At 40.9% G+C, this 17,470-nt stretch carries 11 protein-coding genes; 9 read left to right on the forward strand and 2 right to left on the reverse strand.

Translation table 11 applies throughout. The features are described from left to right. Positions 1-6 precede the first annotated feature (6 nt). Positions 7-3,699, reverse strand: a complete 3,693-nt coding sequence (locus H0S58_RS12085) for an exodeoxyribonuclease V subunit gamma (protein ID WP_195726641.1) — start codon at positions 3,697-3,699, stop codon at positions 7-9. 182 nt (positions 3,700-3,881) lie between these two features. Here H0S58_RS12085 and H0S58_RS12090 point away from each other — a divergent pair, with 182 nt between their 5' ends. Further along, positions 3,882-4,388, forward strand: a complete 507-nt coding sequence (locus H0S58_RS12090) for a hypothetical protein (protein WP_053578913.1) — start codon at positions 3,882-3,884, stop codon at positions 4,386-4,388. Positions 4,389-4,531: 143 nt separating this feature from the next. On the opposite strand, the gene H0S58_RS12095 is transcribed toward H0S58_RS12090, so the two are convergent. Continuing rightward, positions 4,532-5,950 carry a phosphate--AMP phosphotransferase gene (locus tag H0S58_RS12095; RefSeq protein WP_195726642.1) on the reverse strand — a complete coding sequence of 473 codons (1,419 nt, stop codon included), beginning with the start codon at positions 5,948-5,950 and terminating at the stop codon, positions 4,532-4,534. A gap of 203 nt (positions 5,951-6,153) precedes the next feature. On the opposite strand from H0S58_RS12095, the gene H0S58_RS12100 reads away from it, so the two are divergent. The 8 genes from H0S58_RS12100 (at position 6,154) to H0S58_RS12135 (ending at position 17,469) form a co-directional block, all read left to right on the forward strand. Next, entirely contained in the window at positions 6,154-6,858 is a 705-nt protein-coding gene (locus H0S58_RS12100) for an FFLEELY motif protein (RefSeq protein WP_195726643.1), read from the forward strand. 168 nt (positions 6,859-7,026) lie between these two features. Further along, positions 7,027-7,968 carry a bifunctional demethylmenaquinone methyltransferase/2-methoxy-6-polyprenyl-1,4-benzoquinol methylase UbiE gene (ubiE, locus tag H0S58_RS12105; protein WP_195726644.1) on the forward strand — a complete coding sequence of 314 codons (942 nt, stop codon included), beginning with the start codon at positions 7,027-7,029 and terminating at the stop codon, positions 7,966-7,968. Positions 7,969-7,979: 11 nt separating this feature from the next. Then, the gene (locus tag H0S58_RS12110; protein WP_053578917.1) at positions 7,980-8,660 is read left to right on the forward strand and encodes an SCP2 domain-containing protein; all 681 of its coding nucleotides are present in this window, start codon (positions 7,980-7,982) and stop codon (positions 8,658-8,660) included. Between the two features lie 12 nt (positions 8,661-8,672). After that, positions 8,673-10,292, forward strand: coding sequence for an ABC1 kinase family protein (locus tag H0S58_RS12115; RefSeq protein WP_195726645.1), 1,620 nt, complete (start codon positions 8,673-8,675; stop codon positions 10,290-10,292). A 162-nt stretch (positions 10,293-10,454) separates the two neighbouring features. Continuing rightward, a complete protein-coding gene (locus tag H0S58_RS12120) occupies positions 10,455-11,534 on the forward strand; it encodes a patatin-like phospholipase family protein (RefSeq protein ID WP_195726646.1) in 1,080 nt (359 codons plus the stop codon). A gap of 234 nt (positions 11,535-11,768) precedes the next feature. Next, the gene (gene hisIE / locus H0S58_RS12125; protein WP_193889716.1) at positions 11,769-12,551 is read left to right on the forward strand and encodes a bifunctional phosphoribosyl-AMP cyclohydrolase/phosphoribosyl-ATP diphosphatase HisIE; all 783 of its coding nucleotides are present in this window, start codon (positions 11,769-11,771) and stop codon (positions 12,549-12,551) included. A 10-nt stretch (positions 12,552-12,561) separates the two neighbouring features. Next, positions 12,562-14,067 (forward strand): UvrD-helicase domain-containing protein, encoded by a 1,506-nt coding sequence (locus H0S58_RS12130; RefSeq protein ID WP_195727619.1) that lies wholly within the window; start codon positions 12,562-12,564, stop codon positions 14,065-14,067. A gap of 561 nt (positions 14,068-14,628) precedes the next feature. Then, positions 14,629-17,469 carry a monovalent cation/H+ antiporter subunit A gene (locus H0S58_RS12135; RefSeq protein WP_195726647.1) on the forward strand — a complete coding sequence of 947 codons (2,841 nt, stop codon included), beginning with the start codon at positions 14,629-14,631 and terminating at the stop codon, positions 17,467-17,469. Position 17,470: the final 1 nt, after the last annotated feature.

The following is a 17,470-nucleotide window of genomic DNA, read 5'->3' on the forward strand; positions in this document are numbered from 1 at the left end:
TTTATTTTATTCCTCAATCACGTGTTGATGCCAAAAAATGGGCTGATAAAGATGATAAGAAAATTGCACACATGCCTCTTCAAGTAATGCTGTCGCATCTTGTTCTTGCAAAATAAACTGCCAGTCACGGTGCATCTTATTGGCTTCATTATCCACCACAGAAAAGCCGCTAAATTTTCCATCGTCATGCCAATCTTTATAAATGATTTGCATATCATCAATACACATCTGATTCTGCTCATTGGCTTGCCAGTAATGTGCTTTATCTTTTTCTGCCACTTTTAACAACAATGCTGCAGGTAAAACCAAAGGTTGAGTTTGACCGTACCTCCAGGCTGCCAACCAGTGATCAATCCATTCACGCGCTTTATTTGAACTGACTCCCTCACAAATAATGCTCTGGTCACTAAAAACCACGATTCGCGATAATTTTTCTCCACCCTCACCCATATTTAAATAGGCCACCCAAAGCAGATATTCTAGCCAGACCTGAGCACGTCGCTTAGCCCGCGCACTTGATGCTTCTAGACTGACCCATTTTTCTGTATGACGTTTGGGTAAAGTGATATTGATATAAAGCTGATCAGTGACTTTCCAAATCTGTTGCGTGGTCGGGGTGACTTCAGTGGCATGTTGATATAAGCGATCTTTTAACCGTTGTTGTTCGATCAAACTCATCTGCCAACTGCTGTGTTGCAGTTTACCTATCGGTAGTTGATGCATCAGTAGGTCAGGGTTAGGCGTTTGTTGCTGTTTTTGCAAAAAATTTCGCACAGCATAACGTCCTAAACCATCAAGCAATAAAGGTTCTTCTAGCGCAGGTAACTCTTCAGGAGTCAAATTTTCAACGCCTAAACTTTTCAAATATAAACGTGCAGGAAAAGTCACATCTCTAATCCACTGATGACTGTCTAAAACCTGAACATCATCTACCACACTTTGGTAAGGCGTATTGATCCATGGCAAACGTTGCCCTGTTGCATGGCGAATTTGCCCTGCCACAGCAAACCACTGATCCTGGTAACGCACGGGTTTATTTGACTCAAAGCCAACAGGATCAAAAGGCAATAACGGATGAACAAAATAGAGTGACTGTAACTGTTCAGGCACCTCTACGCCGTGAATGTTGACCGTTTCATTGGTGCCACTTTGGGGTTGTTTTGACTGTACAATAAAAGCGAGATGCTGAATCAACTCTTGCAATACAGTGGAGGGATCTCGCACTTCACCATCATTAATGTCAAATCCATTATAAAACAACCACAAATTATCTTGTGCCAATAACATATGATCTAGAAATGCACCTTGATCATCCTCCAAACGTGAACGATCCCCTAACTGTGGTTTTAATAAATCCATTAAATCAAAAGGTAAATGCTGGGTTCGATTGGGAAATTTGCCACTATCCAATCCAAGCATCACCATCAATTTATAAGGTACGGGACGTATTTGACCCAGTTGGCTAAAGGTAATTTGTCCTGTCGGTTCGGCATGTTCTAGCTGAGTTTCTAAAATGGTATTAATTTCGGCCAGTATATAAGGCAAAGGTAACCTTAAACCTTGCAAGGCATGCTGATCATGATCATCATAGAAGTTGGCCAAAGTCAGCATTCGCTGTTGTTTTTTAACAATTTTATAGACTGGTGCTAAAGCATCGACACCGGCTTGTTCAAATGTAGCAATCTCTTGCATCAAGCGATTTAACCAGTGCTCTACAGGCTGGGTTTGACCTTGTTCATGCTGGATAATCCAATCACGACGTACATCAAAATCTTGGTAAATTTGAATCAATTTGGCAATCAATTCAAAATCACTACTCAATACTTCAGCAAAACTGAGTGTATTCTGAAATACAGTATGTTTAGGAATTGCAATACCTAAAGCCAAACGATCTAAAGCAAATTTAAAACTAAAGCGATAGTCTTCATCACCCGCAGCCAGACTTTGGCGCAAATGCTGAGCATCAAATCCACGTTTAAAGCCTGCATCAATCAGCAATTTTGTTATTCGCTGAATCGAACCTATTTCAAGGTCATATACCTGTTGCGTCGCATTTAAACTTAACCAATCCGCAAAATCTTCAATGGTAAAGCGCCCCTGAATCAGTTCAATTCGACCCAGCAGTGCTCGCCATGCATTTAAAACATCTATTTGAGTGACACCCGCAATCTTAATGGGCAAATAGATACTGTCTTTAGACAACTGATGAGGACTATCACCTTTTTGCTGGATTAAATCACGCTCACTGGGTGGCGGCGCAAATACACTGCGAATCAGCGGTTCAAGCTCAGTTAAACTGGGAGTTAATACCAAAATATCACTGGGTTTACGCGGATTTTCTGGCGTCCCTTGAGCAAGCCAATAAATCAGTTGTTCTTTTAAAACCTCAAGCTGGCGCAAACTGGAATGGCATACATGAATTTGAATAGAATCATCTTCAGCTTCCAAAGGATATTGATGCTGCTCAGGTTCAACCAAATATAAGATATCAGACTGAATTTTACCCAATAAATTATTACGATAAGCATCGATAAAAGCATCTGCCCAAACCCCTTCTTCTCCTGAGGATAAACTGGACAATAAAGAAAAGTGATCACGTGCTTGCTTACCAAAACGGGTCAGCAGCGGATGCCTAGACTCACGTTGTTCCGCATTAAAGTTCAGGGTAAATTCCTGAAAAAATTGCTCAATATCGGCATCTTTCGCCTGTGGATTTTTTTCAATAAAACGTTCTTTAACCCGCACGTCATAACGTGCTTTCCAATGCGGATCGACGCTGTCTGCCCAATATTCTTGCGAAGGGTTATAATGCAAAATATAAATATCGAGGTACTGCCCCAAGCGTCGCAGAAAGGCCAACTGCATGGGCGGTAAATCTAATACAGTAAAAATCACCAATTGAGGTGGTAATTTTTTTAAAGCTGCTGAACGTGTTTCAGGATTGTCCAAAATCTGCCAAAACATCGCATCAATACTTTGCATTTGTTCAAAGTCTTGGTGAAAAACGTCTTGCCATAACCAGCGTTGCCATGCTTCCAGTTCTTGCGCTTGAGTTAAAGTAAATTCAGAAATATCGGTATTGGTTTTAAAAAACATGCCTTCCAGTGCGAGGGCTTGGTTTTTACCCCAAGCCTGTAACCAGTTGCTTTGGCAATTACACAAATTGGGTGGGCAATTTTTCGAGCAATAGCCACGATATTCCATGTAATGACTAAATAAACGTGAAACTTGCTCAGCAACCCAATACAACATACCTTGTTTTTTAAGTTGCTTTTCTGTGCCTTGTTCTAAACGGTCGGCACTGTCATAAATACATTGCACAATTGAAAATAAAGGATGCTGACTGTCCAAAGCATTGTGTTCTGGCTGAATAAATTCTTTTAATGCCTGAAACACCCGCCATTTAATAATAATTCGTGGAATATTGGCTTTACGGACCTGTTCTTTTTGTTCGACCAAAACCCATTGATAGGCTGACCATTGAAAACCCCGAATACGATGATGAAACTGGGTATTGGCACTTATTCCTTTTTTCTCTGCCAATTTTTGAGTTAACCATGCCTCAACCGCGTGTGAAGGCACAATATAATGCTGAGTTTGCAGCACATGAAAAGGCGTTTGTGTTGGCTGATTCACCGTAGTGAGCATCGCTTCTACAAGCACCTCAATACGTTGACTTTGAATTACATGAATGGCCATGATTTGCCTTTTCCCTTTATTTGCAAAATGAAACACCTACAAAAGCATAAAAATTAATTACTATACATTCCGATTAATCTATGTCACTTTTAAAAAACGGTACGATTCAAAAATGCTTTGAAATTCGAACGTTAACAATGATTAAATAAGAAAACCTACATCAAGTTTAAGGTATTGCCATTATGAAAATAGATAAAATTCCGGACGCTATAGATCCCACATTAAATTTAGAAATCATTCTTGCAGAATGCTTGGAACTGGTCAAAAAACGTGCTTACTTTTCTGCAGGTGCTGCAGTGGTTCCCGTGCCATTTCTTGATGTTGTCATCGATGTCGGAATTTTGTCACAACTCATTCCAGAAGTGAATGCACGTTTTGGATTAGCGCCAGAACAAATTAGTGTCTTCGACCCTAAAACCAAACAAGTGCATTGGACTGAATTACGCAAACGTGGCGTCGAATTTTCAGGTTTGGTGGTGGCACGCACAGCAGTGAAAAAATCTTTGAATAATGTAGCAGCTAAAGTGATTACTAAACAAATCACCAAATTTATCCCATTAGGTGGACAAATTATTGCAGCAAGTTTAGGTTATGTGGTCATGAAAAAAGTGGCTGAAGCGCATGTGAGAGAATGCTATAAAATTGCCAAAGGGATTCAGCAAAAACAGCAAGCTCAGTTGGTCAGTTAATTTTTCAATGGTCTGACACCAAACTTGCTGCACCCCATGCTTTTCTTAGGTCTATCATCATTTTATGATCGACTCAATGCTAGCTTAAAACCAAACCAGCCTCTCACCAGTATAGATAAAAGACCCAACTCACAGCTAAATGCTTAATCTGCATTTAGCTGTTTTAAAATGGCACGTAATATTTCTAAGCGTGCCGTATATTTATTATTTGTCGCAACAATATGCCACGGCGCATCTGAAGTATTGGTTCGCTCAAACATGTCTGCTGCGGCCTGCAAATAGCCATCCCACTTCTCGCGATTACGCCAGTCATCTGGCGTTATTTTAAAGCGTTTATGCGGTGTTTCTTCTCGCGCTTTAAAACGTGCGGCTTGTTCATCCTGACTAATCGCTAACCAAAACTTGATCACTAACGTTTGATTTTGTACCAAGTCTCTTTCAAATCGGTTAATTTCATCATAAGCACGTTGCCATTCAGGCGGACTGGCAAAACCTTCTAAACGTTCAACCAAGACCCGTCCATACCATGAACGATCAAAAATCGTAATATCTTCGTCAGTTTGTAATTTGTTCCAAAAACGCCACAAATAAGGCCGACGTAATTCATACTTTTCAGGTGCAGCAATGGTATGAATATCATACTCACGCGGATCCAGATTTTTAACAATCCGCTTAATTGCACCGCCCTTGCCTGCTGCATCCATGCCTTCGAACACAATAATCGTTCTGCGTTCATCACAACGCAAGGCTTTCGCAACTTTACGCGATAGTTTTTTCAGTTCTTTTTTATAGTCTTCATGGGTGAGTGGCGTCTGTTCAGGCTGCAATAAACTTTCGGGAATGGCCGCCTGTTTCCACTTGGTTCTGGTTTTACTTAAATGTTCTGGGCAATCTTTTAAGGCAGTTAAAATCAGTTGTGCAAATTGTTGATCACGCTGTTGCTCATCTTCACAATTTATAATTTGCCAATCATCAGTAAAACGCTGACGCAGTTTTTGCAAATTGTCGTACTGTTTTTTACTGCGCCAGTCCAGTCCATGAAGTTTATGCCAATGCACTTCACTCGGATCTAAATTATCCAACCGTTTCTGTAATGATTTCCACGACAAGTCAAACCAAACTTTAATCACATCGACATGATTATTTTTTAAATCTTGTTCAAAAGCCCGCATATCTTCGACATAACGATCATACTCCGTTTCATCTAAAGGCTTGGAGACGTGCATCGCTGTGACCAGTAAATCACTATACCAATTACCAAACATCACCATCATTTGACCTGTCGCTGGAATAGCATTGGCATAGGCCTGCCAAAAAGGTTGCTGTGGATTAAATATTTTTGGAATATCGGCTTTAACACCTAAATAACGAGGATCGACCCATTCACGCAATTGTTTAACAGCCTCGCCTTTGCCTGCCAATTCAATTCCATTGACCAAAATCATGACACTTTTAGCATTTTTTTGATCACGGGTGTTTTTTAAAAGATATTGTGCTTCAATCAGGTTTAAAGAGAGCTGATCTTCATCTACGATTTGATTTTGCGTGAGTTCTAATGACATATCTTTGTTCTCTTTTTTTGATATCTTTTAATTTATTTCAATATAAAACAAGATTGCAGAAGAAAATATACCGTTTATGTTGTGAAGAATTGTATTTCAACAGCAAACTGACCTATTTAAAGTCATTTTTATCGCATGTTGTCATAGCGACATTGTCCATCTGTCTCTAAAATTTAGCCAACTGAAAAGAATAGAGACTGAGAATGTCAAAACTGGCTGCACTAGATGATTTATTAGCCTTGTATTATCAATTAAATTATCATCAAAACCCTGCTATTTTTCAGCGTTTACAAGATGTACAAGCGTGGCAAAAACAACGTATGCAACGTACCCATGCCAAAACATTTGCAGAAAAACAGAATATTTTAATGTCTGAATATTTTTTGAACCGTTTATATGGTGGCCCCGATTTCGATGCTTTGGCAGGACAAATTGCACGTTTAATGAAATATGTGCACAAAGCAGAAAAACTCATTCCTGAAAATGCGATTAAAACAGGTACATCTGGCGTTGCTTTGGCTATTTTAGCTGTTCGTCTAGATGAACAAGTCGCGATGCAACTGTTACAAGATTATCATCCAAATGAAGCTTTAACTGACGAGATGATGCGCCTAACTTATTTGAAACTAGACCAAGGTCAACAACGCTTAGAACAACTTGATTTACTCGATCAATTGGGTAAGAGTCTAGATAAATATATGCGCTCATTTGTAGTTTATACTGCATTTAAAATGTGTAAAGGAACGGCAAATAAATATCATTTTCAAATCATGTATGAATTTATGCAAGATGGCTTTTTAGCCATGAAACCACTGAAGTCAGCAGAGAAATTTGTCCAAGATTTTACCGCTGTTGAGCGTCAAATTATTCATAAAGTCCATGCAGGTGATCTCGCCCCATTTCAATAATTTTTTCGGATAATTAAAATGGACATCGACATGAAAAATAAAAATACGAAATAGATTTCTGTATATTATTCATAACAATTGCATGCTGATTGCTGTACAACGTCTTAGAATCTGTCATCATGCATGCATTGCCATCTTAACCCTATTTTTATAATTAGGAGCGACTCTATGTCTAATGAAAATCAAGCGCCAACTGCAACTTCTGAGTCGGCACCCAATACAGACAAAGTGAGTCCTTTCTTAACTGAACCTCTGCCACAAGGCACTGCACAAGGTCAGCAACAATCACTACAACAACAATTCACAGATACTCCAACGAATTCAGTGCCGAAATATAACTTACCTCGTGGTGCCAATACAGGCAATGTCGGTGCAACCACTCATTTTGGTTATGCAACGGTCAGCAGCGAAGATAAAGCACAAAAAGTTGCTGAAGTATTCCACTCTGTAGCCAGCAAATACGACATTATGAATGACTTAATGTCCTTTGGTATTCATCGCCTCTGGAAACGCTTTGCGATTAATATGTCAGGTGTACGTCGTGGTCAACATGTACTCGATATTGCAGGCGGTACAGGTGACTTAGCCAAAGTGTTTAGCCGTGAAGTTGGTCCAACAGGTCATGTGGTACTTTCAGACATTAATGAATCTATGCTCAATGTTGGGCGTGACCGTTTAATTGATGCGGGTTGTACCAATGTCGACTTTGTTTTGGCCAATGCCGAAACTTTAGAGCCTTTTGCAGACAACAGTTTTGATTTGCTGACCATCAGTTTTGGTTTACGTAACGTAACCGACAAAGATGCTGCATTGGCTGCCATGTATCGCGTACTTAAACCAGGTGGTCGTTTACTGATTCTTGAGTTTTCAAAACCTGTATTTGAACCTTTCTCTAAACTTTATGACTTATATTCATTCACCGCCTTGCCAATCATGGGTAAAATTATTGCCAATGACGCGGAAAGTTATAAATATTTAGCTGAGTCGATTCGTATGCATCCAGACCAACGTACCTTAAAAGGAATGATGGAAAATGCTGGATTCCAAAACTGTGATTACCACAATTTAACCGCTGGTATTGTCGCAGTTCACCGCGGCTTTAAACTTTAAGGTTTCATGCAATGTGGTCGATTCTCGCACTCGGTGCAGCTGAACGATTAATTCACCATGTGATTGATCTGGATGCGATTAGTCGCATCCAATTAAATAAATTACAAGGCAAAATGCTGCGTGTCGTAATGGACAGTCCGCAGCTTTCAGTCGATGTTTTCTTTGATGAAAACAAAGTTCGTTTAGAACCGACTGTCACTGGACAAAGTGGACACAACTCCATCTTCGAACAACGCCCATTTGATAAAAATGAACAAGTATTTGAAGCGACTGCCACATTACATGTTAAAAATGTGGTTGCACTTTTAAAGCTGTTTTTGGCAGATGAAGTCGGTAATATTCCTTTGCAAGGTGATTATCACCTATTGCAGGATATTCAGCGTATCTTACAACAAGCCGAGCCAGATTTGGCTGCACATTTAAGTCCTTGGATTGGCCCTGCCTTGGCGCATGAACTGGGTAAAATCCAGTTAGCACCTCAACATTTAAAACGCGCTTTGGAAAGTTATGCTTTCTTTGCGGAAGATGCTTTAAAAGAAGACAGTGGTTTATTTGCTTCGCGCTGGCAAATGGACGATTTAAATCAAGACACACGCATCTTTAATCAAAATTTAGACCGTACCGAAGCTAAGATTCAACAGCTTCGTGCAAAAATTGATGCAACGGCAACGTCTGCTTCACCTCAAAATTAGGTAGTTTCACATATGATTCCGCACGTTTCACGTTTACTCGAACTTTGGCGCATTGCGGCGCACTATAGACTCGACACGTTGTTTCCTGCGGAAGAGTTGCCAGAAAAAATGCGTCATGCTTTAAGCCTGATTCGTATGCATCCTGCAGCATGGTCAAGTCGTGAACGTAAAAACTCACTTAAACTTAAACAAGCTTTAGAAGACATGGGCCCCTTGGCGATTAAGCTTGGACAGTTACTCTCGACACGTCGCGATCTGATTGCACCTGAAGTCTTAGAGCAATTGGTGTTATTACAAGACCGTGTCAAACCGTTTGACAATAATGTCGCGAAAATGCGCATTCAGCAATCCCTAAAAGCCGATGTAAATACTCTTTTTTCCCGTTTTGATGAACAACCGCTTGCTGCTGCTTCTATTGCACAAGTGCATACTGCGGCCCTGCATGATGGTCGTGAAGTTGTCGTCAAAGTCACTCGCCCTCATATTCGTCAGCAGATTTTACAAGATTTTGAAATTTTGGAATGGCTGGGTGCAGCATTAGAAAAACGTTTAGAAGCAGCGCGCGCATTGCATTTATCTGAAATTATCCAGAATTATCGTCAAATTATTTTGAATGAACTGGATTTGACCTTAGAGGCTGACAATACCCGTCGTATGCGTCATTACTTCACCGGTTCAAGCATGATGTATGTGCCTGAAGTTTACATGGATAGTAAAGATGTGATGGTGGCTGAACGCATCACTGGTGTACCCATTTCAGATATTGCGACTTTCGACAAAATGGGCATGGATCGTGCAGATTTGGCTGAAAAAGGCTTAACGATCTTTTTTACCCAAGTGTTTCGTGACAACTTTTTCCATGCCGATATGCATCCCGGCAATGTTTTCGTTGAAACCATAAATCCGAGTAATCCACGCTTTATTGCACTCGATTGTGCAATTATGGGTGAGTTGTCCAAACACGACCAAATGACTGTAGCACGCATGTTATTGGCTGTCATGAACAGCGACTTTATGCAGCTCATTTTAGTGGTGCATCAAGCAGGTTGGATTCCACCGGGCACAGATCAAGATGCCTTAGCACGTGAAATGCGCCGTACGGTTGGGCCCATGGTTTCCAAACCCATGCACGAGCTAGACTTTGCTGGCATCCTGATTCAAGTCATGGATATTGCCCGTCGTTTCCATTTAGAAATCCCACCACAATTGATGCTGTTACTGAAAACTTTGGTACATGTCGAAGGCTTAGGCACCGACTTATATCCAGAACTGGATATTTGGAAACTGGCGAAACCAATCTTAACCGATTGGATTAAAACACAAATGAACCCACAGAAAAACTTAAAAGAATTGGGTCAAAAAATTCCTGACTTGTTGCTTGGAGCACAAGATTTACCGAGCTTAATGATCGACAGTTTAAACGGTCTAAAAAATCAGTCTGCTTGGCATTCCAAACAATTGCATGAGCTGCAAAGTATGCGCTTGCAAATGGAACATCAGCAAAAACGCAGCTGGATGTTTGGCAGCATCATGGCTATTTTGTTATCCATTGCCATTATTGCACCGTGGTATGTGTCCATTTTGTTGATCGCACTCTCAAGTATACTGGCAATTTGGCGCGTCGCGAAATAACCCATTTTTTATAAGTTTTCAATATTCAGCAGCCTAATGATAAAAATGATCGGGCTTTTTCCCATCCAGTGACTGTTCAGTCACCAACTGATGTCTCTCGCCATTGTGCCCCACAGCAAACGGATTAAAATTACAGCACACTTGTATATTTAATCGAAGATCATGACGCAAATTATGCAAAAACGGGCTCCTGCATTAAACTTACGTGCAGGTCACCTTGCACGCCAACTGATTGAAAAAGAAGGATTACAAGCCAGTTTTGTCGATATTATACCTGGTGCAGCTGGTGGCCCCAAAGGGATTGGTATTCAAGGTTTAGACCAAGCTATTTTTGGTGATTTTCTTCCTCAAGCACCACAACGCAGAACACTTATTGGTTCATCAATTGGAAGCTGGCGTTTTGCCAGTATTTTGGCTTGGGGCGCACAAGAAGGCACCAAACGTCTTGCTGATTTATACACACATCTTTATTTTCATAAAAAAATGTCGCGAAACGACGTCGGTCATGTTTGTCGCGATATGTTAATTGAACTGATTCAAGGCAAAGAACAACAGCTTATTGAACACCCCGATTATCATTTGGCCATTATTTCGATTAAAGCGCAGCATATATTTCAAAGTGATCATTCTTTGCCACTGCTTGCCTCAGTGGCAGGTATTATAGGAAGTAATGCATGGGGGCGAAAACATAATCGTCTATTTATGCAACGTGTGATTAGTCAACCTGCATCGGCTCAACAGTTTAAAATAGAAGATGACTTTTTTACCCATTATCATGCTTTAAATGAAAAAAATATCACCCCTTGGCTCATGGCCTCAGCCTCTATTCCAGGCCTGATGTCCGCTATTCGTGATATTCCAGATGCACCTAAGGGGAGTTATCGCGATGGAGGCTTAATTGATTATCATCTTGATCTGCCCTTTAAAAGCCAAGGGATTGTATTGTATCCGCACTTTAGCGACACCATTACTCCAGGCTGGTTCGATAAAATGTTGAAAAAGCGTAAAGCTAATCCTGAAAATCAAGCAAGGACATTATTACTTTCACCATCGAAAGAGTATTTACAATCATTGCCGCTCGGGCGTTTACCCGATCGCAAAGACTTTAGCTTAAAAGGTTTAGACCAAAAACAACGTATTCAAATGTGGAACCAGTGTGTGGCTGAAAGCCAACGTTTAGGCGATGAATTTTTAGAGCTGGTCGAAAAGCAAAATTTCCCTCAGTTTATGCACGCTTTATAAATGACGTCAATGTACAGCTTTCTAGGTCTGATGAGCGCTGTACTCTAACGGTCCGTTTTACATCGGGCTGGATGCTAAAAATTGTGGTCGTACTATATCTGGGTAGTGGATCAAGTCAGTTTGAAACGGATCAAATGGATATTTTTTTCTCAAAGCATCGCTTATCACGTACACTATGCAATGGCGATTTTCATTCGCTCTTTTTAATTTTGAATATATTTTGGTGAAATTCTGATGAAAAATCTGCAATGGCTCGATGAAGTAAAATTTAACGAACAAGGTCTCATTCCTGCCATTGCACAACATCATCAAACTGGTCGCGTCCTCATGGTCGCATGGATGAATCGTGAAGCTTTGACTTTAACTGCTGAAAAAAACCAAGCAGTTTATTTCTCACGCTCACGCCAAAAATTGTGGCATAAAGGCGAAGAATCTGGGCATTTTCAAACTGTACATGAAATCCGTTTGGACTGCGATGCCGACGTCATTGTATTACAAATTGAACAACACGGTGGCATTGCCTGTCATACAGGTCGTGAATCGTGTTTTTATCGCAAATTGACAGCCAATGGCTGGGAAATCGTCGATGCACAATTAAAAGATCCAGATCAAATTTATGCGAACAATTCGAGCAATCCACATTCCCTTGCAATGAATGCCTCAACTGCGCAATCTGAACAGATAGAAATACTCGATTATTTGGGTCAAATGATGGCTGAGCGTAAAGCGGCCGATCCTGATTCATCCTACGTAGCAAAGCTTTATGAAAAAGGTTTAAATAAAATTTTAGAAAAAATCGGTGAAGAAAGTATCGAAACCATTATTGCCGCAAAAGATTTTAAATCTGAACCGCAAGAAGACAATAAAAATGATTTGATTTATGAAGTGGCAGATTTATGGTTCCACAGTATTGTAATGTTGGGTTATTTTGACCTTCAACCTCAAGTCATTTTAAATGAACTCGCGCGTCGCCAAGGCTTATCAGGTTTGGTTGAAAAAGCCAACCGTCAACATTAAGCCGATGACTGTGTCTGACTTCAAAAAACCCAGCGCTACTTATGAGCAAGCCATTGCCATAGACAATGCACGTTTGGGCAAATCCTTTAAAGTGATTGCCTATGCAGGTACAGGTAAAACCACCACTTTACAAATGATCAGTGATGCCATGCCCGAACGGCGTGGTATGTATTTGGCGTTCAATAAAGCAATTGCCGCAGAAGCACAAAGTAAATTTCATCGTAATGTTGACTGCCGAACGTTTCATTCACTGGCATTTCGTAGTGTGCCGCGTGGGGTAACGGATAAACTGCGTTTACCCCGATTAAGCCCCAGTTTTATTGCCAAAGAATATCGACTTAACCCAATTACCTTGCGCCGTATGATGGGTGGACGTTATGAAAAATATGTGATGATGCCAAGTCGTTTGGCCAGCTTAGTCGCCAATGCGGTCAGTCATTTTTGTTCGACCAGTTCGCAATACCCTGCTCCGCGTCATCTGCAAGCACCGAGCTGGTTGCATCCAGATGATATTACTGAGCTACAGAATCATCTGTATCCCGCCATTGAACGGCGTTGGTTAGAATCGATTGATCCGAATCATCAGGCGGGTATTGGTCATGATATTTATTTGAAACTTTGGGCCTTATCTGAACCGAATATTCCAACCGATTATGTGCTGTTTGATGAAGCACAAGATGCCGACCCACTCATGCTCGGGATTTTACTGCGTCAAAAAAATACCCAAGTGATTTACGTCGGTGATGCCCATCAGCAAATTTATGCATGGCGCGGTGCAGTTAATGCCATGCAACAACTGCCTTTACCCGAGTCGCGTTTAACCACCTCGTTTCGTTTTGGTGAGGAAATCGCCTTAAATGCCAATGCCATTTTGGGTGCTTTAAGTGAAACTGTACCCCTCTTGGGTAATCCACACCTCAATTCAAAAGTAGTCAATAAACCACATATTAAACAACGTGATGCTATTTTGTGTCGTACCAATGCGCGTGCCATGGAACTGTTACTTGCAGGTTTAGTGCATGGTGACAAAGTTAGCTTACAAGCCGACCATGTTAAATTGAATCGTTTTGTTGATGCGGCCAGTATGCTAAAACAAGGACAGCGCGTTACCGATGTACCTGAATTGGCTTGGTTTAACTCTTGGCATGATGTACATGAATACTGTGAAACCAATGATGGTAGTGACATTAAACCCTTGGTGAAACTGGTAGATGATCACGGTACAGATCCGTTAAAACGTGCACTAGCCAAAATTAGTCCAATTGAGCATGCCGATTATATTATTTCGACCGCGCACAAAGCCAAAGGTCTGGAATGGAATCGTGTGCATATCGAAGATGACTATCAATTTAAGGTCAATGAAAAAGACCATAAAATTAGTGATGAAGAGTTAAGACTACTTTATGTGGCCTGTACCCGCGCCAAAGTCAGTTTGAATATTTACCATATCTACGATTTGGTACAACAACTCAAAAAGCAAATGCCTGTTTCATTGCGTAAAGCGGTAGGAGAATAAGGTGAGCCAATCGCGTTTATACTGAACATAGATATCTTCAGTTCAACGCTGCCCGCCTTTCACCCCAATAACCTTATTTTACTTTTCAAACTCAAAACTTCTGCCCTGAGAAGGTTTGCGTTTAACTCAGAATTTGACTTCAGCAATTGATTGAAACAATAAGAGAGTATTTTTTTCGCCCACAATCAGAGTTTGAAAAAAATAAATTGCATGCATAATTCATGTATAAAATTCAATTTCTAATAACTTTAATGAATAATTTTCAGCCATTAATTACTTCGCCGCATGAAAATCTTAGATGGATGTATAATTATATGGCTCGACGAAAAAAGATTTGATGTTGTTTTACTCATGCAATAAGATCATGTATATTTGAAGTTTGATAGTAAAATCCGATTCTACTATGACTTTCTACAAGCTGCGCAACACAGTTTGTTATTGATTATTTTTCACTACATTTGGCTTTCAAGAATGAACTTTTTTGGACTGCTCTTTGCATTCCTATAATCCTTGAAAGATAACATTCACCCTTTTAGGTTTTAAAAGACCTAATTCACGACAATGGATATGAATGTGCTACCGATTATTATCTTGTTACCGTTAGTACTTGGCACAACCCTTGTCTCGTGGCTGAATCGATTTTCACGCGGGGTAACGGCTTTAGGCGCAATTGCAGTCAGTTTAAGCAGTTTTATTTTGCTACTGACTCAAGCAAAAGCGGTCTTTAATGGTGCCAGTATCACTCAAAGCTGGGCATGGTTACCACAACTTGGTATTCACTTAAGTTTTCGCCTTGATGCTTTGGGTTTAATGTTTTGTTTACTGATTAGCGGTATCGGTACGCTCATTTATATTTATGCCTATTATTATTTAAGTCCCAAAAACTCTCTCAGTAAACTCTATCTGCTTTTAATGCTGTTTATGGCAGCGATGCTGGGTATATCTTTATCGAATAATTTGATTTTATTGCTTATTTTTTGGGAATTGACCAGTATTTCATCTTTTCTTCTGGTCGGTTATTGGAGCAATTACGAAGCTGCACAACGTGGCTCACGCATGGCACTTACCATCACGGGTATGGGAGGGCTGTCGATGCTGGGTGGTTTCATTTTATTGGGTCAAATTACAGGCACCTATGAAATAGACCAAATTTTGGGGATGCGCACACAAATTCAAAATCACTCTCTTTTTGTGCCCACTTTATTGATGATTTTAATTGGTGCATTTACCAAAAGTGCCCAATTTCCTTTCCATTTTTGGTTACCCAATGCCATGGCAGCACCGACACCCGTGTCGGCTTATCTACACTCTGCCACCATGGTGAAAGCAGGCATTTTCTTGCTGGCACGTTTTGCGCCTATTTTTGTTGGTGCGGCGCTTTATCACAACATCGTGACTTTTGTTGGCTTATTTACCCTGTGCATGGCCGCTTTTTTTGCAATCTTTAAAGAAGATTTAAAAGGTCTATTGGCCTATTCGACCATCAGTCATTTGGGTCTCATTGTATGCTTATTGGGGATCGGTTCACCTCTTGCGATTGCAGCAGCCATTTTCCATATTATCAACCATGCAACGTTTAAAGCTGCATTATTCATGCTGGCTGGAATTATTGATCATGAAACGGGAACACGCGATTTACGCAAATTAAACGGTATTTGGCAACTGCTTCCATTTACTGCCACGCTCACCATGATCACCGCAGCATCGATGGCTGGCGTTCCCTTGACCAATGGTTTTTTATCCAAGGAAATGTTCTTTACGGAACTGGTCGCCAATTTGTCTGGACCTATACTGATTTTTTCTATTATCGTCGCTACCTTGGCTGGTGTTTTTGCAGTCGCGTATTCAGTACGTTTGGTACATGGGGTATTTTTCGATGGTCCACTTGGTCCACAGGTTCCCAATCAAAACGCGCATGAACCACCTTTAGGTATGCGTGTACCAGCAATTTTGCTGTCTATTTTATGTATTTTAGTGGGTCTAGCACCTGCCCTTCTGGTTGAAAAAATTGTAAATTCAACCACACGTGCCAGTACCCAGATAGCTGAATTTGAAGGCACACATTTAGCCATTTGGCATGGGTTTAATCTACCTTTACTCATGAGTATAATTGCGCTTTTGGGCGGTATTATTTTCTATTTTGCTCTGGCGAAAGGGGGTAAAATCCGTGAAATTGACCTAGATCCTCTGCTGGGCAAGTTACAAGGTCGAATCTTATTTGACTTATTTTTAAAGCATTTATTACTCAAATCACGTCAATTAAAACGTAAAACTGAAAATGGGTCATTACAAACTTATTTAACGTGGATTGTTTTGTTTAGTGCGGCCTTACTGGCTATGCCACTGATGAATCAAGGACTCACCACGGGCACGCGCGAATTGACACATGCACCCGCGATTGCGATTGTTCTTTGGTTATTATTATTCAGTGCCTGCTGGATGATGTTGTGGTTTCACCATGAGCGAATTAAAGCCGTTTTGATTAGTGGTGCAGTGGGTCTGGTGGTGACCATTGTATTTGTCACCCTTTCTGCGCCTGATCTTGCGCTCACTCAAATTACCGTAGATGTCGTTACGACGGTTTTATTGTTGATGAGCTTATCGCTTTTACCCCAACTTACCCCATATGAATCGAGTATTTCACGTCGTTGGCGCGATGCCCTGATCGCCATTGGCGGTGGCCTAGGAATTGGCTGGATTGCATGGCTCATTTTAACGCGTGATCATAATTCCATTTCATGGTTTTTCTTACAACAATCGATTCCATTGGGCGGCGGTACCAATGTCGTTAATGTTATTTTGGTCGACTTCCGTGGTTTCGATACTTTTGGTGAAATTACAGTACTTGGCATAGCTGCGATTGGTACTTTGTGTCTGATGGATGGCATGCGTGCACATGGCACCACCATGACCCAAGGGTTAACTTATCGTTTCAACCCTTCCCCATTGATGTTCCGTATTACAGCCTCGTGGGTACTGCCTTTGGCACTTGTGGTTAGTCTTTACATTTTTCTACGTGGGCATAACTTGCCAGGTGGAGGATTTATTGCAGGCTTAATTACGTCATTGGCGTTGCTAATTCAATATATTGCATTGGGTCAAGATCAAGCTGAACACATGCTAAAGGCTAAATCGGGGCGCTTATATGAAGTTTGGATTGGTATTGGTCTTTTAATTGCTGGACTTACAGGTCTTGGTGCCTGGTTATGGGGACGACCATTTCTGACCAGTGCCCATTTTTATCTCTCAGCGCCCGTATTAGGTGAAATGCATTTGGCTTCGGCTGCCCTGTTTGATGTGGGGGTATATGTCACTGTCGTTGGTGCAAGCATGCTGATGATTTCAGTTTTAGGCGACTCACGCCACTCCAGCATGGCTGGTCCAGTACGCAAAGGAGAATAGA

The organism is Acinetobacter sp. TTH0-4 (assembly GCF_015602665.1).
GTDB lineage: Bacteria > Pseudomonadota > Gammaproteobacteria > Pseudomonadales > Moraxellaceae > Acinetobacter > Acinetobacter albensis.